This window comes from Luteococcus sp. Sow4_B9, from assembly GCF_052116585.1.
In the GTDB taxonomy this organism is placed as follows: Bacteria; Actinomycetota; Actinomycetes; order Propionibacteriales; family Propionibacteriaceae; genus Luteococcus.
This window is the reverse complement of sequence record NZ_JBQKKT010000003.1, coordinates 66,508-91,225: the sequence shown is the minus strand read 5'-3', so window position 1 is coordinate 91,225 and position 24,718 is coordinate 66,508. Positions and strand designations below refer to the sequence as shown.

The window sequence follows — 24,718 nt, the reverse complement described above, 5'->3', positions numbered from 1 at the left end:
GAGGCTCTCGTGTTGGAGATCGACCGCGTGACCGTCGCGTACGGCAGCACCGTCGCCTGTCAGGACATATCACTGGCACTCGACACTGGACTGCACGCGCTGATTGGCCCCAATGGTGCAGGAAAGTCATCGCTGATGTCCGTGGTTTCAACCCTCAGGCGTCCCTCCTCAGGGACCATCCGTCTGGATGGCCAGTCCCGCATTGCCGAGCGTCGCCTGCACACGAGCTTCCTGCCCCAGGAGAACCTCCCCGAGAAGTCTCGCTTCAACGTTGCGGACTTCGTGCGCTACATGTGCTGGCTACGCAAGGTTCCCCGACAGGCCACGAACACCGAAGTGGATCGGGTTCTGGAGTGTGCCCGGCTGACTGAACTACGGGACAAGCAGCTTGCGGAACTCTCCGGCGGCCAGCGACGCCGTGTCGGTATCGCGGCAACGCTGACCGGACAGCCACGCCTCCTGGTGCTCGACGAACCGTCGGCTGGTCTCGACATCGCCCAGCGATCCCTGCTGGCCGAGGTGCTGCAAGAAGCGGCGCGCGAGGCCGTCGTACTGGTCTCCACGCACATCGTTGAGGATGTCCTCGACACGGCTGACACCGTCACCGTACTGGCGCACGGACGAATCCTCCACCACGGTCCGGACTTCGCACCACCCCATGACCTCAAGGCCTTCGAGCAGCGCTATCTCGCCCTGGTGACCCCATGAGCACGCGACACCTCACCTCAGGCGAGGCCCTGTGGCTCCGGTACCAGAAGGTCCATGTCGGGCTCGTCTGCGCTCTGCTGGGACTACTTGTCGTCCATGTCGGTTTCGGGGCCCTGACCCGGATGGCTGACTGTCAAGACCCGGAATGCCGTGCCAACGTCAGCTACTGGGCGCCCGTGGTCGTCGTCGCCAGCCTCGGAATCTCGCTGCGTCCAGAGTCCGCGCTGGAACGCGTTGCCGCCTACTCGCCCGTTCGCCGCAGGACCATCCTGCTGTCCGCCGTGACGGTCATGGCGATACTCGCCACGAGCCTCCCGGTCCTGTCTGCTCCCACGGAATTCGGTGCCGCGGCCGCGATTCGCAATGTGCTGGGCTTCGTTGGCCTGTTGCTTCTGGGGCACTCGGCCACGCGTGGCCGCTCGGCATGGGTCCCGTTCATCGTCCTGATCCTGCTCACCGCCTTCTACAGCTGGGGCGGGCACCCCACCGTCGCGGAGACCATCTGGGGATTCCCGAGGCAGCCGGGCGGTGTGAGCACCCCCGATGGCCTGGTTGACCTCAGCTGGCCCACGGCCTTGACAATCTACGCCGTGGGAACGGCCCGCTACCTCGCGTCCGTCAGCGCCTCATCGCGCCAAGCCCGACGTGGTTCACTCGCCCAGCGCTTCCAGCAGGGTCGGTCCGGCCAGGCCTCGACGCTGCCCATCATCGCGTTGCTCGGAATCATCGGCACGGTGAAGCTGTTCAGCACCAGCAGCAGATGGGCCGGGGACCTCGGAGCGCTCATTCCCCACGCCATCACAGGAGAATGGCTCGCCATGGTGCCTGTCAGCGCCGCCATTGGCGCGTGGGCGGGCCAGACCCGGTGGCGGAGCGGAACGGCGCAGTTCGACGTCATCGCAGCGCGCGGCGTCCCGGCGCGCTGGTGGTCCTTTGCCCGCTACGGACTGCTCGCGCTGGTCACTGGTCACGCCATGATCCTCGCGCTGTGCGTCACGGCCACGCTCGTCTCCAATGCACGAATCGGCGTGGGCGTGGCAGAGACCTGGGCAACTGTCCCGAATGCCGGCACTCTCGTGCCGTACTACACCGTCCTCGCCGCCACGTGTCTGGTTGCCTCCATGGTCGGCTTCACCCTGCGGGCTCGCTGGGTCACGCCCCTCGTGGCGCTGGGGGTCTACGTGCTGCAGTTCCTCCTGATGCCGACGGGCCTGCTCGTCGCCAGGTACACGGCACCCACCTATGACCTGCGCGAATACAGCGCGTGCACGGGTGACTTCCCTCGGGTGTGTGCCCGTCCTGTCGACGCCGCCTATCTCCCGGCAGGCCATGCCATGGTGGCTGAGGTCTACGCGGGCTCGCCCTTCAAGCAGTCCCTCCCCGGCCTGGTCCTGCTCGCCAATGACGCCGGTTTCGCGGACAAGGTGGCCACGGTGATCGGCACGCCACCACGAGGCCTCGCAGTGGTCTCGCTCGACCACAACCGCTCCTTCGGGTCCACCAAGCAGTTTGACCGATTCGCTGCCCTCAACGACCTCCGCACAAGCGTCGGTGCCGGCTGTCCCGTCACGCTGGACCAACGAGCCTCGATCCCCGTGCTTGACGATCCACAGGCCGACCGTGAGTGGGGTCTGTCCTATCTGGCAGCCATCAGGGACTGTGACCAAGCCCGGATGTCCAGGCTGCAGCGATGACCAGCGCAGCCATTCGCGTCGTGATCTGCGACGACGATCCCCTGGCCCGCCAGACCTTGGCCACCTACCTCAACCACGCCCCGGGGATCTCGGTCGTGTCCGTCCATGCCGATGCCACCTCTGCACTGGACGCCGTCATGCGAGACTCCCCGGACGTCCTGCTCTCCGACATCAACATGCCCGCGCTCAGCGGTATCGAGGCCGCGCGCTGGGTGGCGGAGCAGCATCTTCCCACCAAGGTGCTGCTGATCACCGCGCTCAGCGATCTGAGCACCACGGCCGCCTTGCAGGCAGGGGCTGCCGGATATGTCCTCAAGAGCGTGTCGCCCGGAGCGCTCGTCGATGCCGTGCGCGCTGTCCACCGCGGACTTGCCGTGGTATCAGAGGCGCCCTTTCGCAGCCTCTTCCCGCAGGTGCCGGATGGTGTGCGCCCAGACCTGACCGCCGAGGAACGCAGGACGCTGAACCTGCTGTGCCGGGGACTGTCCAATGCGCAGATCGCCGAGACGATGTATGTCAGTCTGTCGACCGCGAAGCGACACCTCACGTCCGCGATGCGCAAACTGGGCACCACCAGCAGGTTGTCGACCGTTCTCGAGGCCCAGCGGCTGGGTCTGGACGACATGTCCCCCGAGTGATCAGCCCTTGAGGCGCTCCACGGCCGCGTCGATCCGCTCGTCGGTGGCTGTCAGCGCAATCCGGACGTGCCGGGTGCCGGCCTTGCCGTAGAAGTCGCCGGGGGCGGCCAGGATGCCGCGCTCGGCCAGCCAGTCGACGGTGACGCGGCAGTCCTCGCCCCGCGTCGCCCACAGGTAGAGCGAGGCCTCCGAGTGGTCGATGGTGAAACCGGCCGCCTCCAACGCGGGACGCAGCCTCGCTCGTCGGGACAGGTAGCGCTGGCGCTGCTCCTCGACGTGCTGGTGATCGGCCAGGGTGGCAGCCATCGCCGCCTGAACCGGCCCGGGCAGCATCATGCCGAAGTTCTTGCGCACGTCCAGCAGATCCATCACCAGCGTCGGACAACCGGCGATGAAACCCGCCCGGTAACCGGCCAGGTTCGAGCGCTTGCTCAGCGAGTGCAGCACCAGCAGGTTGCTGATCTCGCCGTCGCAGACCGCAGGATCCAGGATGCTGACGGCCTCGGCCTCCCAGCAGAATTCGCCGTAACACTCGTCGGAGGCCAGCACCGCCCCGGTCTGGCGGCAGAAGGTCACCCAGGCGCGCAGCTCGTCGACGGTGAGCACCTGGCCGTGCGGGTTGGCGGGTGAGTTGATCCACACCAGGGCGGGCGTGATGCCGTCGCGGGCCAGCTGCGCCGGATCGTCACTGGCGATGATCGTGGCGCCGACCATGGCGGCCCCCACCTCATAGGTGGGGTAGGCGGTGGTGGGGATCACGATGGTGTCGTCGGCGCCCAGATCCAGCATGGTGGGCAGCCAGGCGACGGCCTCCTTGGTGCCGATCACGGGGAGCACGTTCTCGTCGGCGAGCTCGACGCTCCTCCACCGGCCCTGCAGGTAGCCACGGATGGCGGCACGCAGCTCCGCGGTGCCCCAGACCGTCGGGTAGCCGGGCCAGTCGGCGGCCCCGGCCAGGGCCTCGCGCGCCAGCTGCGGAGTCGGGTCGACGGGAGTTCCGACGCTGAGGTCGACGATGCCGCCGGGATGGACCTGCGCCTTCTGCTTCGCTCCCGCAAGGGAGTCCCACGGAAAATCGGGCAGACGCGACGCCAGCGGCGCCCGCCTGCCCGACTCCATGGCAGTGTCGGTGCTCATCAGCCCTGCGGAGGCAGGGCCTTGACCACCTCGTGGTCCTTGTCGATGACGCCGAGCTTCGAGGCGCCACCGGGCGAACCGATGCCGTCGAAGAAGTCGACGTTCACGTCGTAGTACTGCTTGAACTCGGCCGGGACGTCGTCCTCGTAGAAGATCGCCTCGACGGGGCAGACGGGCTCGCAGGCACCACAGTCCACGCACTCCTCAGGGTGGATGTAGAGCATGCGGTTGCCCTCGTAGATGCAGTCGACGGGGCACTCCTCGACGCAGGCACGGTCCTTCACGTCCACACAGGGCTGCGCAATGACGTAGGTCACTGGGTTCTCCTAAAACTGAGGTTCTGGGGCCGAAACGGCTGGTTGCATCGCCCGGCAAAGCCACTCTACAACGTGTGACGCGAGGTCCAACCACTCACTCACAGGTGATCTCATCAGTTGGCGCATAGGTCCAGGAGTAGGGCTCGCGCTTGACCACGGAACCGCCCTTGTAGAAGAGCCGGGCGTAGTTGACGGTGAAGCCGGGCGCCGCCGCCTGCGGGTTGCACTTGGGGCCGGACCGGGTGAGCTTGCGGCCGGTGGTGAAGTTGGACTTCACCAGCTCCGTGGAGGTCACCTTGTCGTAGACCTTCGTCGACCAGATCTTGACCGTCATGGAACCCTTGCCGCCCGGCGACGACTTGTCCACCCAGGACTGGATGATGGCGCCATAGGGGCTGTCATTCTTGAACTTCACGTCGATGTGGCCGTAGTAGAGGGTGGCCTCACGGCCGGCCGGGTAGCGCGAGAAGTACATCGTGTGCGGCTGGTGCTCGATGCGCTGCAGACCAGAGAAGAAGAGCGCATTGAACACGGCGGTGCCGCTCTGCGAGATGCCACCGGCATTCTCCTTGACCAGGTGGTCTCCGGAGACCACCCACCCGTCGACGAAGCCCGAACCGGGGGTTCGCGGCCCGATGGTGTCGTTCAGGCTGAAGGTCTCCCCCGGGGCGATGTAGGTGTTGTTGATCCGTGAGGCGACCACCGAGAGGTTGGTGTTGCGGTAGTCGGCATGCGGGTAGGTGGTGGTGAACTCACCGGTCACCTCGGACACCTTGGCCTTCTGGGCCTGCTCGGTGGTGACCTCCGGCTGCTTGGTGGTCACGGGCACCGTGACGGTGCGCTGCGCGCCGGTCTTGGTCAGGGCCTCCCCGACGGCCTTGTCGAAGGCCTTCCGGTCGATCGACATGCCGGGCTTGCCAGGCACCACGACGGGCTTGCCGTCCTTCAGCTGCCACTTGGCGTCCTGCGGCTCGTCGAAGCCGATCGGTTCGGCCTTGCGCACGGCCGCCTTGTAGAGCTTGTCCATGTCGCTGGTGGCGGTGAGCATGCCGTCCTTGGCCTGGATCTTGGTCAACTCCCCGATGCCGGGGCCGGTGAGCTCCACCTTCCCCTTGCCCAGGTCCACGATGATCGGAGCGCTGACGCGTGGGGTGATCTGCTCCTTGACGAAGGCCTTCGCCTTCGCGGTGGTGATCGCCGGTTCGCTCTTCGTCAGCGGCGCCTCGAGCTGCTGCTCCTTCATCCACGCGGAACGAACGGCCTTGGCCGCGGCGTCGACGTCGAGTTCGGTGCCCACCACCCCGTCCTTGACGGTGACCTTGTCCCGGTCCAGCGAGACGGTGGCGTCGGCGGGCTTGACGGTGAAGTTCTGGGCCTGCCCCTTCAGGGCGGAGGTGAGCGCCGCCTCGTCGACCGACGTCTTCAACTTCATCTCGCCGCCGCCGCTGAGCACATTCCAGATGTGGGCGGGGTGCAGCGACTTGCCGGCACCGGCCTGCTCGATGGTGCCCGCGTAGTCCACCACCAGTCCGGCCGTGGGCGGGGTGACGGTCGCCTTCTGCTTGCCGGCGCTCAGCGTGATCGGCGCCTCTGCTGCAGGGGCCACCGCCTTCTTCAGGGCATTGATGGCCTCGTCGGAGGGCATGCCGCCGACGGGGACTCCCCGAACCGTGCTGTTGCGGGGCAGCTTGTCACCAGCCATGGCGTAGCCCGCGGCATAGGTGCCACCGGCCAGGACGGCCAGCGTTCCCACGCCGACGAGTGCCCACTTGGCGCCGGAGCGCTTCGGCTGCTCGGAAGTCACAGATGGTCTCCTAGACCTGGAGGCGGCGCGGACCTTCACGCACCGAGAGGTACTCATTCTAGGCCGAGCCGGCCAGTGCTTCAGGGCCCCTTCAGGAGTCGACCTGCTGCCAGCTGACGGCCTGGCGCACCAACACGTCGAAGCCATCGGACAGGGCGCGCAGGACCTGGGGATCAATCCCGTCCTGTGCGATGGCCTTCCGGGCAGCATCGCGCACCTGGTCGTCGGCGAATCCCGTCGGGAAACCGGCGCGGATGGTTCCCGTCAGGCCCCAGCCCTGCCGGATGGCGGCGGTGGCATTGATGCCGGCGAACCAGTCGACGGCCAGGGGTGCCACCAGCTCGTGCTGTTCCGGCAGGAAGAGGCCGCGTGCAATGGCGGAGATCTCGTAGGCCGACGCGTCGTCGTGCAGGACGCGGTGCAGCATGGCGCGCTTGTGGTCGGCATCGGGGATGGCGGCACGGGCGGTCAGCGATTTCAGCTGCCCCTGGCTCGAGGGGTCGCGCGCCAGTTCGGCGTCGATGATCCCGGGATCGGCACCCAGCGTGACGAGCCGACGCACCGCCAACCAGCGTTCCTCGGCACCCAGCGGGCGACCGGTTTGGTCGTCGAGGAGTCCGCGGATGACGTCTTGGTCGTCGCTGCTCGCCACCAGTGCCCGCTGCAGCACCAAGTACCGGTCGGAGCTGGGCGCGGTGCTCGCCAGCATGAGCTGGCAGGTGTGGGCCAGCTCCGCTCGGCGCCCGGTGCGGTGCTCGGGGCGGCTCCAGCCTCCAACGCAGTCCAACGCGAGATCGAGTTCGGCGTCGAGCAGGGTGTCATCGGACTCGCCGGGCAGGGCGCGCAGCAGCATGCCGAGCAGCGCGGCTGGGGCCACGCAGGCGTCGTGCAGGTGCATCTGGAGGCTTCCCACCAGCGCAACGCGGGCGCAGGTGGGCAGGTTGGCCAGCGGGAAGTCGGTGAGGACACCGTCGACGACGTGCCCAGAGGTCAGTGCCCAGGCGGTGTCGTCGGCGTCGGGCAGCACCAGGTCACCGGGTTCGGCGGCCAGGGGCAGCGGGGTGTGATCCTCGGTCACCGAGAGTTGCGTCTGGTCGCGCAGCATCCCGTCGGGTGCGTGCACGGCCACGCGCAGGGCGTGTGGCCGGGGCCGGGACTGGTGCGGGGTGCGTCGGGTCAACGCCAGGTCCCCACCTTCCTGCACCACGGCCAGCCGGTCTACGCCGCTGGTGCCCAGCCACAGGTCCAGCCAGTCATCCAGCCCGTCGACGCCCTGGGCCCGCCAGGCATCAACCAGTTCGGCCATCGACGCATTGCCCAGTGCATGCCGCCGGATGTGGGTCCGCAGGCCCGCGAAGAAGGCGTCGTCGCCCATCCAGGTGGCCAGCTGCCGCAGCACCGCCGCCCCCTTTGCGTAGCTGATGCCGTCGAAATTGGCCAGGGCCGCCGCGGTGTCGGCGGCCCCATTGCCCGCGACGGGGTGCGTGTTGGGCCCCTGGTCGGCCGTCAGGCCCCAGGTCTTGCGTCGCAGCCCGAACTCCGCCCACAAGGGGTAACGGGTGTGCTCGGTGCAGATCCGATGGCCCAGGTATTCGGCGAAGGATTCATTGAGCCACAGGTCATCCCACCAGCGCATGGTGACCAGGTCCCCGAACCACTGGTGCGCCAGCTCATGCGCGATGGTGCCGGCGCGGCTGGCGCGCTGCGCATCGGTGGCCCCGCCGCGGTGCAGGAATTGTTCCCGCAGCACGACGCAGCCCGGATTCTCCATGGCGCCGGCGTTGAAGTCGGGCGCGAAGACCTGCAGGTAGTCGCCGAAGGCGTACGGGATGCCGAAGAGCTCCTCGTAGGCTGCAAGGCTCTGCGCGGTGACCTGGAAGAGGTCATCGGCGTCGCGGTGCAGTTCGTCCGCCAGCGCAGGACGGGCCAGCAGACCCAAGGTCATCGGGCCACTCGCGCCGTGGTGGGTGCGGGTCAATTCCACCCACGGGCCGGCCACCAGGGTGACGAGGTAGCTGGAGATCGGCTGGCTCGGGAGGGAATGCCAGTGGCCGTCGGCTTCCTGCTCGGTGCGGGTGTTGCCGCGCACCAACCAGCCCTCGGGGGCCAGCACGTCCAGCTGGTGGCTGGCCTTCAGATCGGGCTGGTCGAAGCAGGCGAACCAGCGCGGGGCGGCGTCCAGGAAGCTCATCGCGTAGACGTGGGCCGTGCCGTCGGCCGGATCGACGCTGCGGTGCAGGCCCTCGCCGTCGCTGGACCAGGCCATGGTGCCGCGGACGGTGATGGTGTTGTGCGCCAGCAGGCCCGGCAGGTGGATGCGGCGGCCGTCCCACTGGGGATCCGCGACCACGTCCCCGTTGAGGACCAGTTCGTCGAGGCTGGTGCCGGCGAAGTCGACGAAGGTCTCCGCGCCTGGTTCCTGGCAGTCGACCGTGATGGTGGTGCTGCCGGTGAAGGCGTCGGGTGAGGTGAGATCCAGGCTGATCCGAACCTCCCGGACCCGCAGCAGACTGCCGCGGCGGCGGGCCTCGTCGTGGGTCAGGTTCATGCCGCGCCACCCACCAGGCTGGCGGGCAGGTCCAGCACGAAGCCGTACTCGCGCTGCTCGTCGGGCTCCATCGCGCGCACCCACCGTTGCATCTCGCGGATGCTGGGAGCCGTCGTCGCGCCGCCCAGCCGGGAGACGGTGACCGTGCTGACCAGGGTGGCGAAGCGCAGTTTGTCGGCCAGGGGCCAGCCGCTGGTCAGGGTGGCGGCCAGTCCGGCGGAGAAGACGTCACCGGCGCCTCCCGTGTCCACCACGTCGACGCGCAGGGCCGGGACGCGGGCCTGCTCGCCGGTGCGGGCGTCGACGGCGATGCAGCCACGCGGACCCAGCGTCACCACTGGGAGCGGCACGATCTCCGCCAGGGCGTGCACGGCGTCGGCGGGGGTTTCGGTGCCGGTGTAGCGGACCGATTCGAGTTCATTGGGCGTGAAGACGGTGCAGTGCTGCAGATCCGGCAGTTCGGCCAGGTCCCAGCGGCCCGTCTCGTCCCAGCCAATGTCGCCGATCACCTGGGTGCCGCTGGCCGCGGCGGCCGCCAGCCACGGCATCGGGAAGGGCTGGAGGTGCGTGATCGCCACCCGCGCCGATGGGGCCTGCCGGGCGCGCATCACGCACGGACCGGGGTGGGCGGTCTCGCTGGTCACCATCGCACGGTCCCCGTCGTAGTTGAGGATCACGGTGAGCGGGGTCTGCCAGCCGTCGTGCACCAGCACGTGGCAGGTGTCGATGCCCTCCTCCGCCAGTGCCGCCAGCGCGCCGGTGGTCATCGGGTCGTTGCCGCAGTCGGTGACCATGCAGGTGTCCAATCCCAGACGGGCGGCCGCGATGGACGAATTGGCGATGCCGCCAGGACTCTGCTCATAGGGGCCGGTGCGCAGCTCACGACCGGCCACCGGGCCACCCGTCGGCAGCCCGGAGAAGCCAAGGTCATTGAAGAATAGGCCACAGGCCAGCAGGTCGTAGTCGGCGTCCAGCACCTGACCATGGTGGTGCCCGCCTGCGGAGAAGACAACCGACCACGCCAACCGTGCGGCACACTTGCAGCATGAGCACAGATCGCACCGAGCTGGCGGCCCGCCACACCAGCACCGCCGCCACCTTCTCCCAGAAGGTCCAGAATGTCTCCGACTGGGACGTTCCCACCCCCGTTGTCGAGTGGTCCGCCCGCGACATCGTGCGCCACCTCGTCGACTGGTCGCGTGGAATGTTCGGCCAGGTGGAGGGAATCACCTTCGCAGAGATTCCGTCGGTCGACGTCGATCCCGCCGAGGCCTGGCGCAAGCACACCGAGCAGATGACCACACTGCTGGACAATGCCGGCATCGAGAAGCTGACGATGCCCGCCGAGATGTTCGACGGCATGCCGCTACTGGACGCCATCGCGACCTTCTACGTGCCCGACGTCTTCATGCACACCTGGGATCTGGCCACTGCCACCGGACAGGCCTCCGGTCTGGACCAGGCCGCCTGCCACGAGATGTACGAGGGCATGAAGGCGCAGGAGGAGATGATCCGCTCCTCCGGCCAGTTCGGTGAGCAGCAGCCGGTGGCCGACGATGCGTCGAGCGAGCAGAAGCTGATGGCCTTCCTCGGCCGCGATCCGCAGTGGGCGCCGCCGGCCGCTCCTTCGGTCTGAGCTGGAGGGCTCGTCCACCCGGCACCGACCATCCGTCGAGGCACCCTGTCACGGGCGCTCGACGGATGGTCGGTTCATTCTCAGAAGCGGTGGATCACGGTGAACCTGCAGCAGACGACGGGAGTGTCGTCGTCCAACTGGATGGGCGGATCCCCGATGGCCTCCAGGAACTCGGGCGAGCTCCAGAAGCGTTCGTGGGCTTCACGCCACGCAGCGGCGTCGGCATGACCCTCACCTTCTGCCCGCGCGTGGGCGTCGTCGACTTCGGCCAACCGCACCTCGCGCACCTCGGTCACCTCGGTGACGCACACGGGCTCACGCTGCGAGTCGACGACGACTTCCCGGTGGCCGGGCAACGTCGGTTCGTCGTCGAAACGCTCGGCCTCCTCGGCCAGCCAGGCGGTGGCGGTCTTCTCACCGGAGAGGATGGCGGCCACCAGCCGGTCTCGCAGCGGTCCGGGGAAGGCGTACTCGCCAGTGGGGAGATCATCGAAGCTCACGCCTCCAGCGTGCCACGCCCCAGCACCCCGGAACCACCCGCCGTCAGGCAGGGGTCACGGGGTTGTGGATCATCCAGGAGCGTGAGGGTGTGACCAGATAGACGAAGCCGTCGGGCGATCGCCAGAGGAAGATGCCGGGAAACAGTTGTCGCAGTTGCCAACCGCCGTGGGTCTTGGCCCGGTGCACCGTTCGGGACAGAGGCCCCAGGTTGTCGGCCCGGGTGGCCGGTGGAGCGGCGGGCTCCGACTCGACAGGGGGTTCCGGCCCGACAGGGGGTTCCGGCCCGACAGGGGACGCTGGGGGCGGTCGCCACGGATCGGTGTGGTCAAGGTCGCAGTCCTGGGCCCATTTCTTGGAGCCCGGGAAGACTTCGACGGGGTTGCGAGCGATGACCACCTGCCGCATGCGGTGGCTGATCTCGTACCGGTCGCTGGCCGTGACGGTGGCCGGATCAACGACGGGCTTCAACGTCACCCGAGAATGGCCGAGCAGTTCGGACAGCCAGTCCACCAGGACGGGGCCGCTGCGCTCGATCCGGGCCACACCGTCCAGCTCGGCCAGTGCCGCCTCGGCCAGGTGAACCACGACGGTGGATCGAGGCAGCAGGAGCTCGGGATCGACCGTGACCGAGCCACAGGTGTGCCCCCGCTGGCCGACAGCAGGGCAGCCGGCTTCCTCTGACAGGTGGGCGTCGTCTGACAGGTGGGCGTCAAGGGGCAGTTCAGGGTCGTCGGCCTCGTCCAGCAGCGAGGCCTGGATCAGCTGCAGGGCGCGGGCTGGCGAGGCCAGGATGCCCAGTGCGGTGGCTCGTCGACCATCCGTCGACTCAACGTGGCCGCCCTGCGCCAGGATGGAGGCGACCCGATCGAGCTGCGCATCGAGGAAGACGGCATCGGCCGCGGCCAGCCGACCCTGCATGGGGGCGACGCCATCCTCGGACTCGCCGAACCACACGCCCCGATGGGCCATCGCGCGCTCATGGTTGCTGCGGGCCTCGTCAGATGGTGTGAGCTCCAGGATGTGCCCCTCGGCGATCCGCACCAGACGCCCCGGACTCGTCCCACCCACCAGCGGTGCGATCCGACGGTCCAGCTCGAGCGCCGCGCGTAGCGGCAGGGACCGGGACTTCATCACCAGCACGCGGGCCAGCCCCACGCGCAGGTCGCCGTCGTGCAGGCGCTGCCACAGCAGGGGCAGCCGATGCCGCAGCGCCAGCGCGTCGCCGATCATCATCTCCGCCGACTCACGAGTGATGGTCAGCGCGGCAGCGATCTCCAGGGAGGCGAACTCCGCAACATCGGGCGTGCCGTCGCCACCCAGACGGATCATCCGCTCGCCGAAGACCACCTCCCCATCATCGGCCGCGACGGCGTGCAGGTCCGCAAAGTGCGCGGCCAGCAGGAACTGCTCCGCCTCCGCCTGCCACGCCCGACGACGGGCGGACAGCAGCGCGTCGACAGTCTGCGCCGAGGACAAGTTGGCCACGGCCCCCTGATCCTCCACAGCTCCCGGGTTCACCGGCTGCGCGATCTCCTGCATCTCCACCCCCATCCCCAGACCACCATTGTCGAATCTTTGTTCTATTCTATCATCCGGCATGGCTCTGACAAGCGGCAGAATCCAGAATCTCGCAGCGATTCACCCCTGCAGGGCCAATGCGAACGGCAGCACCGCGGGTGCGCCCGCATCACGCAGGGCTGCCGCGGCCACCGTCATGGTCCAGCGGGAGTCCACCAGATCGTCCACCAGCAAGACCGGACCCTGCACCTGGGCGAGCTGCCGGGTGAGGTACTCGTCGACGACGATCCGGCCGTACACACCGGCCAGGCGGAAGGCCGAATTGCCGCCGGGCTCCCCCGTCGGGCCACCATCAGCCAGGGCCAGCGCACCAAGATCAGTCATCCGGCCCAGACGGGCCAGACCGGTGGCCAGCGACGAGACCAGTTCGGGCCTGGTCCGCGACGGCACATGCGCCACCGCAACCGGACGCGCCGCCCAGTCCCACTCCCGCAGCACCGGGATGCAGGCCTTCAGGACGTCATCGGGCACCGGCGCATCCGGTTGGGCCAGCAGCGCACGCAACCTCTGTCCCATCCCCAGATCAGTCAGGCGAGCCAGCGCCCGCCCCATGTCCGGCCCGTTCTTGATCTTGCCCTTCAGCGGCACACCGAGCCGGTCCATGCCGGTGGGCCACATGCCACGCGGTTCCACCAGGACTCCGGGCCGGTCCAGCACGGACCGAGCCGCCTGGACTGCCCCGTCCGGGAGCGAAGCGTCATACCAGGGCCCCGCGCAGACATCACACCGGCCACAGTCGCGCGCCTCCGGATCGTCCAGTGCCGACGTGAGGAAGGCCATCCTGCAGCGCTCCCCCTTCTGATAGTCCAGCATCATCTGCTGCTCACGCTCCCGCGCCTGGGCCACCCGGGAATAGCGTTCGGCGTCGTAGACCCAGGGCCGCCCCGTCGCCGTCCAACCACCCTTCACCCGCTGGACGGCACCGTCGACGTCGAGCACCTTCAGCAGCAGTTCCATCCGGGTGCGACGCAGGTCCACCAGGGTCTCCAGGGCCGCCGTCGAGAGCGGCTTGCCGGCGCCCTGCAGGACCTCGATGACTGCCTGTGCCTTCTGCTCGTCGGGCATCGACGCGGTGGCGAAGTAGTGCCAGATGTCCTTGTCCGCCGCGGTGGGCAGGAGCAGCACATCGGCGTTGACGGCGCCACGACCGGCCCGACCCACATGCTGGTAGTAGGCCACCGGAGAGCTCGGTGCCCCCAGATGGATGACGAATCCCAGATCGGGCTTGTCGAAGCCCATGCCGAGCGCCGACGTGGCCACCAGTGCCTTCAGCTCATTGGCGCGCAACTGGTTCTCCAGCTGTTCACGCTCAGCCGTGTCCGTACGGCCCGTGTAGGCCTTCACCGCGAAGCCCGCCTCCTGCAGGGCACGGGCCACGTCCTCGGCTGCGGAAATGGTCAGCGTGTAGATGATGCCCGAGCCCGTGAAGTCGTCCAGATGGGCCGACAACCAGGCGAGCTGCGCCTCGGCATGGGGCAGCTGCAGCACGCCGAGCCGCAGCGACTCCCGCGACAGCGGGCCTCGAATGGTGAGCACCTGGTGCCCACCGGCGCCCAACTGCTCGGCCACGTCCGCCACCACCCGCTCATTGGCCGTCGCCGTCGTCGCCAGCACCGGGGTGCCCTGCGGCAACTCCAGCAGAAGGTCCTTGATGCGCCGGTAGTCGGGACGGAAGTCGTGACCCCAGTCAGAGATGCAGTGCGCCTCGTCCACCACCAACAGACCGCAGCGGGCGGCCAGGTCAGGCAGCTGCTCCGCGCGGAAGGACGGGTTGTTCAGCCGCTCCGGACTGATCAGCAGCACGTCCACCTCGTCACGCGCCAACGCCCCCGAGACCTCCCGCCAGTCCGTGGCATTGGCCGAGTTCATGGTGACTGCACGCACACCGGCCCGCTCGGCGGCCCCGATCTGGTCCCGCATCAGGGCGAGCAGGGGCGAGACGATCACGGTGGGGCCAGCTCCCTGCCCCCGCCGCAAGGCCGTCGCGACGAAGTAGACCGCCGACTTTCCCCACCCCGTGCGCTGCACCACGAGTGCGCGCTGGCGCTGCTCCACCAGGGCCAGCACCGCCTCCAGCTGCCCCGGATGGAAGGAGACGTCATCCCGCCCAACCAGCCTCCTCAGCACCGTGAGAGCCTGATCGGCCACGGGGGCCTCGGCGAGCTCGGCCAGCAGGGGCGATGCCTCAACAGGCTCGGCGTGCGGGGGCAACCACTCGTCGTCGGGTGGCACGTCCCACGGGTCAACCGGCGGCTCGTCGGGCAGCGGGGGCAGGTCCTGGGTCATGGCTCCACCCTAGGAGCCGCCACCGACAGAACCGGCCCTCGCTCCGCAGGGAGCGAGGGCCGGAGAGTACGAACCTGGATCAACTGCCGATCGCTGCGCGCTCCCCCGAGGGCAGCGCCGCCAGGATCGCCTGCACACTCGCCTTCGCGTCGCCGAAGCACATCGACGTGTTCTCCCGGAAGAAGAGCGGATTCTGCACGCCGGCGTAGCCCGCGCTCATGGAACGCTTGAAGACCACCACCCGTCGGGCATCCCATACGTGCAGCACCGGCATGCCGCTGATCGGCAGACCCGGCTCCATCGCCGCGGGGTTGACCGTGTCATTGGCCCCGATCACCAGCACCACGTCGGTGTCAGGGAAGTCATCGTTGATCTCGTCCATCTCCAGCACGATGTCGTAGGGGACGTGCGCCTCGGCCAGCAGCACGTTCATGTGCCCCGGCAGACGGCCCGCGACGGGATGGATCGCGAAGCGGACCTGGGCACCATTGGCCTCCAAGGCCTTGGTGAGCTCCGCCACCGGGTACTGCGCCTGCGCGACGGCCATGCCGTAGCCGGGCGCGATGATGACGCTCCTGGCCTCGGACAGGGCCTGCGCCACCTCGGCGACGCTCCACTCGGTGTGCTCGCCCTCCACCGCCGGGCCGGCCGCCACGGAGTCACCGAAGCCGCCCAGGATCACGGAGATGAAGGAACGATTCATCGCCTTGCACATGATGTAGCTCAGGATCGCGCCCGAGGCCCCCACCAGCGCACCGGTGATGATGAGCACGGTCATGCCCAGCATGAAGCCGCTGAAGGCCGCCGCCCAGCCGGAGTAGGAGTTCAGCATGGAGATCACCACGGGCATGTCCGCGCCGCCGATCGAGGCCACCAGATGGATGCCGAGCAGCAGCGAGACGACGGTGATGAGCAGCAGGGGCAACAATGCCGGTGCCTGCACGAACCACACCGTCATCACGATGATGGCCACCAGCGCCGCCAGGTTGAGCCAGTTGCGGCCGGGCAGGGCCAACGGCTTGGAGGCGATCTTGCCGTTCAGCTTGCCCCACGCGACGACCGAGCCGGTGAGGGTGACCGCGCCGATGAAGATGCCCAGCGCCACCTCGGTGAGGTGGAAGGCATTGGAGTGCGGCGCATCCAGATAGGAGTTGAAACCCACCAGCACCGCGGCGGCACCCACGAAGGAGTGCAGCAGGGCGATCAGCTCCGGCATGCCGGTCATCTCCACCTTGAGCGCGCGCTGCACACCGATGGCACCGCCGATCACGACGGCCAGCAGCAGCAACCCGACGGCCGCCAGGTCTGCCCCGTCGCCCTTCAGGTCCGTCCAGCCCATGGAGAAATTGGTGGCCACCAGGGCCAGGATCATGCCCAGCACGCCGAAGGCATTGCCGCGCCTGGCCGTCTCGTGCTTGCTGAGTCCCTGCAGGGCGAGGATGAACAGCAGGCCGGAGACGATATAGGTCGCCGTGACGAAGTTCTGCAGCATGTCAGGCCTCCTTCCGGAACATCTGGAGCATGCGATGGGTGACGGTGAAACCGCCGAAGATGTTGATGCTGGCGATCAGCACGGCGATGAAGCTCATGATCTTGACCGCCCAGTTGTCACTGCCCAGCTGGGTGATGGCTCCGACGATGATGATGCCGCTGACCGCATTCGTGACGCTCATCAGCGGGGTGTGCAAGGCATGGGTGACATTCCAGACCACGTAGTAGCCCACCACCACGGCCAGCGCGAAGATGCCGAAGAGCTCCACGAAGTGCGTCGGTGCCACCGTCAGCAAAGCGATCAGCAGCACGGACCAGAGGCCAACGTCGAGCACCGGACGCCACCACGGCTTGGGGGCCTTCACCGGATCGGGCACGGCCGGCGCCGGCGCGGCCGCCGGTGCGGCTGCCGGGGCGGCCGAGACCTGGATGGGGGGCGGCGGGAAGGTCACCTCGCCATTGCGCACCACCGTCATGGTGCGCACCACCTCGTCGTCGAAGTCGACCACCAGCTGGCCGTCCTTCTCCGGCGTCATCAGCTTCAACGCGTTCACCAGATTGGTGCCGTAGAGCTGCGAGCTCTGGCCGGGCAGTCGGCTCGCCAGATCCGTGTAGCCGATGATCGTGACGCCATTGTCCGTGACGTACTTCTCGCCGGGCCGGGTCAGTTCGCAGTTGCCACCGCCCTGAGCGGCCAGGTCCACGATGACCGAACCATCCTTCATCGTCGAGACCATCTCGGCGGTGATCAGCCTCGGGGAGGGGCGGCCCGGGATCGCGGCCGTCGTGATGATGATGTCGCAGTCCTTGGCCTGCTCCGCATACAGCTCCGCGGCGCGGGCGGCGAAGTCGTCGCCCACCTCCTTGGCGTAGCCATCGGTGCTGACCTCCTGCGAGGCACCCTTCACGTGCAGGAAGGTCGCTCCCATGCTCTCCACCTGCTCGGCCGTCTCGGGACGCACGTCGGTGGCGCGGACGATCGCACCCATCGCATTCGCCGCACCGATCGCCGCCAGACCCGCGACGCCCGTGCCGGCCACCAGGACCTTGGCCGGTGGCACCTTGCCCGCCGCCGTCACCTGACCGGTGAAGAAGCGGCCGAAACTGTGCGAGGCCTCCACCACGGCGCGATAGCCGGAGATGTTCGCCATCGAGCTGAGCGCATCCAGCGCCTGCGCCCGGCTGGTGCGCGGCACCATGTCCATGCTCATCGCCGTGATGCCCTGCTGGGCCAGTCGTTCCACCAGCTGGGGATTCTGGCGCGGGAAGAGGAAGGTGACCAGGGTGGCGCCCGGCCGCATCATCGAGAGTTGGGACTCGTCGGGCTCGTTCACGGCCAGCACGAGGTCACTGGTCCAGACCGTCTGGGCGTCGACTGCCTGCGCACCCGCCGCCTCGAAGGCGGCATCAGTGGCGCTGGAACGTTCGCCCGCACCGTGCTCGACGACGACGTCGTAGCCGAGCTTGATCAGGTCCTGGACTGTCCTCGGGGTTGCCGCGGCCCGGTTCTCCCCGGGCTTGGATTCTCGTGGAACTCCAATTCGCATGACCCGAATCTAACGAGCCTCGTCACGGGCGGTTCAGGCGGGGTGTGGCATTGCGGCCAGCCGTCCAGCCGCCTCGGTCAGGGTGCGTTCGTCCTTGCAGTGGGCAAATCGGATCCAGCTGCGCCCCATCGACGAGTCGGGGTGGCAGAAGGCCGGGAAGGGAATGCCGACCACGCCCACCTGGTGCGCCAGCTCCCGGCAGGCCCGGTTCGCGTCGGTGATGCCCAGCGGCGCCGCATCCGCGACGGTGAAGTATCCGGCGCTGGGACGGATCACGTCGAAGCCACCGTCGGTCAGGGCGGCCATCAACAGGTCCCGCCTCCCCCGCAGGCTGTCCCGGGCACCGGTGAAGAAGTCGTCGCCCAGACCCAGCCCCACCGCGACGGCCGGCTGGAAGGGAGCACCGTTCACATAAGTGAGCCACTGCTTCACCGCGAGCACCCGGTTTACCAGGTCTGCGGGGGCCGTGAGCCAACCGATCTTCCACCCCGTGACGCTGAACGTCTTGCCGGCCGAACCGATCGCGATGGTCCGCTCGAAGGCACCCGGCAGACTGGCCACCGGCACATGCTCCGCATCGAAACACAGGTGCTCATAGACCTCGTCGCTGACGATGGTGGCGCCCACCCGTTCGGTGGCCTCCACCAGCACGGCCAGATCCTCGCGGGTCCACTGGAAACCCGTCGGATTGTTCGGGTTGTTGACCAGCACCACCCGGGTGCGGCCGGTCACCGCGGCACGCAGCTCGTCGTGGTCCAGCACGAAGCGTCCGTCCACCAGCCGCAGCGGCACGGTGGTGTGGGTGGCCCCGGCCAGCCGCGTGACCGCGGCATAGGCGTCGTAGAAGGGTTCGACGGTGAGCACCTCGTCGCCCGGCCCCACCAGGGCCAGCAGACTCGCCGCGATCGCCTCGGTGGCGCCGGCGGTCACCAGCACCTGGGTCTCCGGATCCAGCCGCTCGCCCCAGAAACGCTGCCGATGCTCCGCGATCGCCGCCCGCAGCACCGGCATCCCCCGTCCCGGCGGATACTGGTTCACACCCTCGCGGATGGCCCGCTGGGCAGCCTCGAGCACCTCGGCGGGGCCGTCGTCGTCAGGAAAACCCTGCCCCAGGTTGAGCGCTCCGGTCTGCACCGCCAGCGCACTCATCTGGGCAAAGATCGTGACGTCGCCCGCCATCAGCGGACCACGAGACGCGGGATCTCCAGGGCACCCGCCTGCAGCCCCAGACCGGCACGACTGGCCAGCTGCTGCAGCATCGCCTCCGGCGTCCAGGATGCCGTCACCGACGCCATGTCCACCGAAGCCGCCGTGGGCTGTTCGGTGGAGTCCGCCGGACGGATCCGCTCCAGCATGCCCAGCACCGGCTGACTGCGCAGATGGATCCGGTCACGCTTCAGGCCGGCCAACTGGCAGGCCCGCTCGACGGCCAGATCCATGCCTCCCAGATGGTCCACCAGGCCCCGGTCCTGCGCGTCGCGGCCCGTCCAGACCCGCCCCCGGGCCAGCGCTTCGAGCTGCGCGTGATCCATGCCACGATCCGCCGCGGCCTTGTGGGTGAACTCGTCGTAGATCCGGTCCAGCCAGGCATTCAGGCGGGCCCACTGCTCGTCGGTGAAGTGCTGGTCGTCGGCCAGGAAAGCCGCATTCTCCCCGCTGTCCACACTCTCGTGCACCAGGCCAAGCTTCTGGTACAGACCGGTGGTGACCATCTTGCCCGCCAGCACACCGATCGACCCGGTGAGGGTGGCCGGCAGCGCGACGATCTCGTCGGCGCCCATCGCGGAGTAGTAGCCGCCCGACGCCGCCAACGCACCCATCTGCGCCACCACTGGCCGGCCCGACTCGCGCAGTTGGTGAACCGCGCGCCAGATGGTGTCCGAGGCCACCGCCGAACCGCCCGGGGAGTCGATGCGCAGCACGACGGCCTTGACCTTCTCGTCGCGCTGGGCCGCCCGCAGGTGCTCGCACACGACGTCGGCACCCACCTGCGGCTCCCCCATGCCACCCGAGCGACCACGGCCCGTGACGATCGCACCACGCAGACCCACGACCGCCACCACCGGCTGGCGACGCTCCACCAGGTCCTTCACGGCGCTGCTCGCAACCCCGCCCACGGCACCACCCGGATGCCAGCGGTGCACGAAACGCAGCTGATCGGCGCCCAACTCGGTGTCCTTGGGTGCCCACTGCTCGAAGGCGTGCGCCAAGGCCTCGTCGCGGTAGCCGATGTGGTCCACGAGGCGCAGATCCAGGGCACGCTCCGGCGTCACCGGCGACTGGCTGACCGCCTCCCAGACCTGCTCTGCCCCAATCCCCCGCCGACGGGCCACCGTCTCGACGAAGTCATGGGCCAACGAGTTGGCAATCGCCTGGGTCATCTCCCGGTTCGCCTCGGTCACCTCGTCGGCGGCGATCCGATCTGCCGCAGACTTGTACTCGTGACGCTTCGCCATCTGCGGCTCGATGCCCAGTTTGGCCAGCAGGCCCTTGGCCAGCGTGATGCCCAGGTGCACGCCGCCGATGCCGACCTGCCCCGACGGCTGGATCCAGATCTCCTTGCAGGCCGTCGCCAGCGTGTAGCCGGGCAGATCGCTGGCCAGCTCACCGAAGCCGTGTGCGAAGGCCAGCGTCGGCTTGTACCGGGCGAAGTCCTCCACGGACAGTGCGAGTTCCTGCGCCTGGGCGAGCGCCAGGGGAACCGTGCCACAGTGCACCACCAGCCCCACGACGTCCTTGTCCTTGGCGGCCTTGCGGAGGTTCTCCCGAAGCACCTTCATGGTGGGGGCATTCATGGCCTTCACCGCCTGCAACGGATTGTCCGGCGCGGCCACCAGCACCCCCCGGGCCAGGTCGATCTCCAACACCACCCGGCCGGTCTGGGCACGGCCCTTCAGCGGCGTGCGGGAGATGATGCGATCGATCAGCGGTGACGAGAGATCCATGTCCCCAATCTACGGCCCGCACAAGGTTGCGAGGCCAACCCAGTAGCCTCGACGACATGCCTCGCTCCCCGCTGCCCGTACGCCATGGCCTCAATGCGGCATGGGTGGGCACCCCGCGCGAACACCACTGGGCGACGATGCGCGACTTCCTGGTGTGGAAGATCCCGCGCCTGACGCCGCAACGCATCGACGAGATGTTCGCGGAGCAACGCTTCGTCGACGAGGACGGCACGGTGATCCCGATCGATGCGCCCTACCGGCACCACTCGTTCATCTTCTTCCACCGCGACCTGCCCGACGAGACCGAGCCGCCCGGAGAGTTGCGAGTGCTGCACCGCGACGAACGGATCGTCGTGCTCGACAAGCCGCACTTCACCTCGACGATCCCCCGCGGACAACACATCATCTACTCCGCGGTGGTGCGGGCGCGCCGCGAGCTCGACCTGCCCGACCTCTCCCCCGCGCATCGTCTGGATCGCGCCACCGCGGGAATCCTGTTGTGCACCACCCAGCGCGAGCATCGTCGCGCCTACCAGACCATGTTCGAGAAACGAGTACCGCAGAAGACCTACGAAGCGATTGGTCGCTTCCGCGACGACTTGGCCTTCCCACTGGAGTGCTCCAGCCACATGGTGAAGGAGCGCGGCGTGATGCAGGCCCAGGAACTGCCCGGCCGTGAGCCCAATGCGCACACCCGGATCGAGCTGCTGGACCACGCCGAGCATCCTGCCCACGGCCCGATCGCCCGCTATCGAGTGCTGCCGGCCACCGGCAAGACGCACCAGATCCGCTTGCACATGTCGTCGGCGGGGATTCCGATCGCCAACGATCCCTTCTATCCCGAGGTGCTGGATCGTTCGCTGGACGACTTCAGCCTGCCGCTGCAGTTGTTGGCCCGGGAGCTGCGCTTCGTCGACCCGGTGGACGGCACTGAACGGGTCTTCAGAAGCGACCGCACGCTGAGCGTCTGGGACGAGGTCGTGGATCAGCGCTGACGCGTCAGAAGTTGGTCGAATATTGCGAGCCGAGGAAATTTGAACGTGTCGCGCGCCGTATATGACCAAGTTCTGATGCCGATCCGCCTTCCTCCAGGTTGTCCACAGATCTCGGTCGTCAAGGATCCATGCACAGGCCGTTCCATCTGGCTGGTCCCGCAGCGGGCGCCGGCGGATCATCGGCCTTGTGAGGCTTCGAGACGACTGGATCAGTGAGCAGGGCGGAGTCCTTCCGCGCCACAGGCTCGAGGCCTGGGGCAATACGGCACATGAGATCCGCACGGCGGTGGCCAAGGGTGGCCTGGAGCCGGTGCGCCACGGCTGGTACGCCACACCCGGGGCCGACGCCGACGTGGTGCGCGCGGTGGCAGCCGGCGGGGCTCTCACCTGCGTCTCGGTGCTGCGACGCCATGGCGTGTGGACTCTGGACCGCAGGCTCCATGTGGCCACGGGCAGGCGCGGCTTGCTCCGGCCGCTGTGCGACGCCGTGGTGTGTCCCGCGGGACAGCGGCGCTCGACACCCGTCGTGGCGGTGTGTGACCTGGACACGGCGATCCAGTGCGCCGCGCGCTGCTGCCCTGCCGAAGACCTCCTGGTACTGCTCGAATCGGTGGTGAACCTGCAGCTGCGCAGCCACGAGCAGCTGGAATGCCTGCTGGTGACCGCCCCGCGCCGGGTCCAGCGCGTCCTGCAGCGCATGGCGCCCTCCGAATCAGGAACCGAGACGATGGTGCGCTCCCGCCTGGAGGCCCGCGGCATCAAGGTGCGCAGCCAGGTTCAGATCGGCGACATCGGCCGGGTCGACCTGCTCGTGGGCAGCTCGCTGGTGATCGAGGTGGACAGCCTCGCGCACCACACGAGTGCGATCGCCTACGAGAAGGACCGGGAACGTGATCGGCGGCTACGGGCGCTGGGCTACACCGTGATCCGTCTCTCCTACCACCAGGTGGTCCACCGTTGGGATGAGGTTGAACCCGACCTGCTGCACCTGATCGCGATGCGCGCGCATCGGCAACGGGTGGAGGCTGCCTGACAGACCACGTCAGAACTTGGCTGGATACGGACCGCGAAGGAAATTGGAACGTGTCGTGCGCCGGACACGACCAACTTCTGACGCGGTTCAGTCACCTTCAACCGTGATGTGGGCCGCGCGGACCTCGTCGACGGTCCAGACCCGCAGCCGGGGAGGCCATCCGGCGCGCAACCTGACCCGGACGCCACGGTGGACCATGAACCAGACGGCGACTCCCAGGAAAGTGAGGCCACAGGCCAGGCTTCCCGCCCAGATCGTCCATCGCGGGCCGAAGAAGTCTCCCACCCACCCAATCAGGGGTGCTCCCAGCGGCGTACCGCCCATGAAGATCGCCATGTACAGGGCCATCACCCGTCCACGGACCTCGGGATCGCTGGCCAGCTGCACCGAGGCATTGGCACAGGTCATCATCGTCAGCGCACACAAACCCGTGGGCACCAGCAGCAGGGCGAAGGTGGTGTAGTTGGGTGCTGCTCCCAGCAGGGCCGTGCACAGCGCGAAACCACCCAGGGCCGAGAGCAGCACGCGCAGCCGGGGCCGCTCTCGTCGGGCGGCGATCAGGGCCGCGGCCAGGGTGCCCACCGCCATGATCGAGCCCAAGAGCCCGTATTCCCCGGGCCCCTTGCCGTAGACCTTGGTCGCCATCAGGGCATTGGTGATCTGGAAGTTCATCCCGAAGGTGCCCAGCATGAAGACCATCAGCAGGATGACCATGATGTCGGGGCGCCGGCCCACATAGCGCAGCCCCTCCCGGACCGCACCCTTGCCGTTCTTGCGCATCGGCGCCGGTGACAGCTGCTCGGGACGCATCATCAACAAGGAGGCGATCACCGCGCCGAAGCTCACCGCGTTGAAGAACATCGCGGGCGCCACTCCCCACCAGGCGATGATCAGGCCGGCCAGCCCCGGGCCCAGGAGCCGGGCGCTGTTGAAGGAGGCGGAGTTCAACCCGACCGCATTGGAGACCAGTTCGCGTGGCACCATCTCACTGACGAAGGCCTGGCGGGTCGGGTTGTCGAAGGCGGTCACCACACCGGTGAGGAAGGCGAGCACGAAGACGTGCCACAGTTCCACCCAGCCGGTCACCACCAGCAGGAACATCACCAGGGCGTTGAGGGCCAGCGCAGCCTGGCTGGTGAGCAGGATCTTCCGCTTGGGGAATCGGTCGGCGATCGAACCGGCATAGGGAGCCAGGAAGGGAATCGGCAGGAACTGCAGACCCGTGACGACGCCGAGTGCCGACGACGAGTGGTCGGTCAGGATGGTCAGCACCAGCCAGTCCTGGGCCACGCGGTACATCCAGGTGCCCACATTGCTGACGGTGGCCCCGCTGAAGAAGATCCGGTAGTTGGGAACCCCGAAGCTGGCGAAGGTGCCGGAGCGGCGGGCAACGGCCTCACTCACCGGCGGCCACCTCCAGCAGGATGTCGGCGGCCTGCCGCAGGATGCGCAGCTGCTCGGCGTCCAGGCCGTCGAGGTGCCGCATCATCCAGCTGTCGCGCTCGACGAAGGTCTGTTGCACCACGGCTCGGCCGGCCTCGGTGATGCCCACCAGCACCTGTCGGCGATCCTCGTGGTGGGGCTGGCGCTCGACGAGGCCCGCGTCGACCAGACCGCTGACGGTTCGGGTCATCGACGGGGTGCTGACGCGTTCCAGCTCCGCCAGCTCGGTGGGGGTGCGTGGCTCGTGGCGAACCCGCACCAGCACGCTGAACTGGTGGGGCGCGACGGCCGCCGTCCCCTCGAAGCGGACTCGGCGGGCGATGCGTTGGCAGGCAAGACGGAGGTCATTGGCCAGTTCTGGCAGCTCGGACGAAGGAAGTTGTTCTGACATCAATAATTAGCCTAGCTCGTTAGCTT

General features: G+C 68.2%; 20 protein-coding genes. 6 read left to right on the top strand and 14 right to left on the bottom strand.

The window, feature by feature from the left end; translation table 11 throughout:
* Nucleotides 1-9 precede the first annotated feature (9 nt).
* Genes ACTQ49_RS03015 through ACTQ49_RS03005 form a run of 3 tightly spaced genes read left to right on the top strand, consistent with a single transcriptional unit; the run spans nt 10 to nt 3,040 of the window.
* Nucleotides 10-708 (top strand): ATP-binding cassette domain-containing protein, encoded by a 699-nt coding sequence (locus ACTQ49_RS03015; protein WP_441826368.1) that lies wholly within the window; start codon nt 10-12, stop codon nt 706-708.
* The gene (locus ACTQ49_RS03010; protein WP_441826367.1) at nt 705-2,402 is read left to right on the top strand and encodes a hypothetical protein; all 1,698 of its coding nucleotides are present in this window, start codon (nt 705-707) and stop codon (nt 2,400-2,402) included. The genes ACTQ49_RS03015 and ACTQ49_RS03010 overlap by 4 nt, the downstream gene beginning before the upstream one ends.
* The gene (locus ACTQ49_RS03005; RefSeq protein WP_441826366.1) at nt 2,399-3,040 is read left to right on the top strand and encodes a response regulator; all 642 of its coding nucleotides are present in this window, start codon (nt 2,399-2,401) and stop codon (nt 3,038-3,040) included. Before ACTQ49_RS03010 ends, ACTQ49_RS03005 begins: the two co-directional genes overlap by 4 nt.
* On the opposite strand, the gene dapC is transcribed toward ACTQ49_RS03005, so the two are convergent.
* The 5 genes from dapC to ACTQ49_RS02980 form a co-directional block, all read right to left on the bottom strand.
* Nucleotides 3,041-4,177: a succinyldiaminopimelate transaminase gene (gene dapC, locus ACTQ49_RS03000; protein WP_441826365.1), complete on the bottom strand. Its 1,137-nt coding sequence runs from the start codon at nt 4,175-4,177 to the stop codon at nt 3,041-3,043.
* Nucleotides 4,177-4,494 (bottom strand): ferredoxin, encoded by a 318-nt coding sequence (gene fdxA, locus ACTQ49_RS02995; protein ID WP_441826364.1) that lies wholly within the window; start codon nt 4,492-4,494, stop codon nt 4,177-4,179. Before fdxA ends, dapC begins: the two co-directional genes overlap by 1 nt.
* A 94-nt stretch (nt 4,495-4,588) precedes the next feature.
* A complete protein-coding gene (locus tag ACTQ49_RS02990; RefSeq protein WP_441826363.1) occupies nt 4,589-6,298 on the bottom strand; it encodes a VanW family protein in 1,710 nt (569 codons plus the stop codon).
* A 91-nt stretch (nt 6,299-6,389) separates the two neighbouring features.
* A complete protein-coding gene (pepN, locus tag ACTQ49_RS02985) occupies nt 6,390-8,846 on the bottom strand; it encodes an aminopeptidase N (protein WP_441826362.1) in 2,457 nt (818 codons plus the stop codon).
* A complete protein-coding gene (locus tag ACTQ49_RS02980; protein WP_441826361.1) occupies nt 8,843-9,823 on the bottom strand; it encodes a carbohydrate kinase family protein in 981 nt (326 codons plus the stop codon). Before ACTQ49_RS02980 ends, pepN begins: the two co-directional genes overlap by 4 nt.
* Nucleotides 9,824-9,891: 68 nt before the next feature.
* On the opposite strand from ACTQ49_RS02980, the gene ACTQ49_RS02975 reads away from it, so the two are divergent.
* Complete coding sequence (locus ACTQ49_RS02975) at nt 9,892-10,482, top strand: TIGR03086 family metal-binding protein (protein WP_441826360.1); 591 nt, start codon at nt 9,892-9,894, stop codon at nt 10,480-10,482.
* A gap of 80 nt (nt 10,483-10,562) precedes the next feature.
* Here the strand turns inward: ACTQ49_RS02975 and ACTQ49_RS02970 are convergent, their stop codons facing one another.
* From ACTQ49_RS02970 to sppA, 7 genes are all read right to left on the bottom strand, one after another.
* Nucleotides 10,563-10,982 carry an ASCH domain-containing protein gene (locus tag ACTQ49_RS02970; RefSeq protein WP_441826359.1) on the bottom strand — a complete coding sequence of 140 codons (420 nt, stop codon included), beginning with the start codon at nt 10,980-10,982 and terminating at the stop codon, nt 10,563-10,565.
* A 43-nt stretch (nt 10,983-11,025) separates the two neighbouring features.
* Nucleotides 11,026-12,522 (bottom strand): DUF222 domain-containing protein, encoded by a 1,497-nt coding sequence (locus tag ACTQ49_RS02965; protein ID WP_441826358.1) that lies wholly within the window; start codon nt 12,520-12,522, stop codon nt 11,026-11,028.
* A gap of 99 nt (nt 12,523-12,621) precedes the next feature.
* Nucleotides 12,622-14,847 carry a RecQ family ATP-dependent DNA helicase gene (locus tag ACTQ49_RS02960; RefSeq protein ID WP_441826357.1) on the bottom strand — a complete coding sequence of 742 codons (2,226 nt, stop codon included), beginning with the start codon at nt 14,845-14,847 and terminating at the stop codon, nt 12,622-12,624.
* Between the two features lie 79 nt (nt 14,848-14,926).
* Entirely contained in the window at nt 14,927-16,339 is a 1,413-nt protein-coding gene (gene pntB / locus ACTQ49_RS02955; protein WP_441826356.1) for a Re/Si-specific NAD(P)(+) transhydrogenase subunit beta, read from the bottom strand.
* A gap of 1 nt (nt 16,340) precedes the next feature.
* A complete protein-coding gene (locus ACTQ49_RS02950) occupies nt 16,341-17,885 on the bottom strand; it encodes a Re/Si-specific NAD(P)(+) transhydrogenase subunit alpha (RefSeq protein ID WP_441826355.1) in 1,545 nt (514 codons plus the stop codon).
* A gap of 33 nt (nt 17,886-17,918) precedes the next feature.
* On the bottom strand, nt 17,919-19,064 hold the full coding sequence (locus ACTQ49_RS02945) for an aminotransferase class I/II-fold pyridoxal phosphate-dependent enzyme (RefSeq protein WP_441826354.1): 1,146 nt from the start codon (nt 19,062-19,064) through the stop codon (nt 17,919-17,921).
* Nucleotides 19,064-20,830, bottom strand: a complete 1,767-nt coding sequence (sppA, locus tag ACTQ49_RS02940; RefSeq protein WP_441826353.1) for a signal peptide peptidase SppA — start codon at nt 20,828-20,830, stop codon at nt 19,064-19,066. The genes ACTQ49_RS02945 and sppA overlap by 1 nt, the downstream gene beginning before the upstream one ends.
* Before the next feature lie 137 nt (nt 20,831-20,967).
* On the opposite strand from sppA, the gene ACTQ49_RS02935 reads away from it, so the two are divergent.
* Nucleotides 20,968-21,825, top strand: coding sequence for a pseudouridine synthase (locus tag ACTQ49_RS02935; RefSeq protein ID WP_441826504.1), 858 nt, complete (start codon nt 20,968-20,970; stop codon nt 21,823-21,825).
* 187 nt (nt 21,826-22,012) lie between these two features.
* The gene (locus tag ACTQ49_RS02930) at nt 22,013-22,858 is read left to right on the top strand and encodes an endonuclease domain-containing protein (RefSeq protein WP_441826352.1); all 846 of its coding nucleotides are present in this window, start codon (nt 22,013-22,015) and stop codon (nt 22,856-22,858) included.
* Between the two features lie 87 nt (nt 22,859-22,945).
* Here ACTQ49_RS02930 and ACTQ49_RS02925 read toward each other — a convergent pair whose 3' ends face one another.
* Both ACTQ49_RS02925 and ACTQ49_RS02920 read right to left on the bottom strand, forming a co-directional pair.
* Entirely contained in the window at nt 22,946-24,262 is a 1,317-nt protein-coding gene (locus ACTQ49_RS02925; RefSeq protein ID WP_441826351.1) for an MFS transporter, read from the bottom strand.
* Nucleotides 24,255-24,692 (bottom strand): MarR family winged helix-turn-helix transcriptional regulator, encoded by a 438-nt coding sequence (locus tag ACTQ49_RS02920; protein WP_441826350.1) that lies wholly within the window; start codon nt 24,690-24,692, stop codon nt 24,255-24,257. The genes ACTQ49_RS02925 and ACTQ49_RS02920 overlap by 8 nt, the downstream gene beginning before the upstream one ends.
* Nucleotides 24,693-24,718 lie beyond the last annotated feature (26 nt).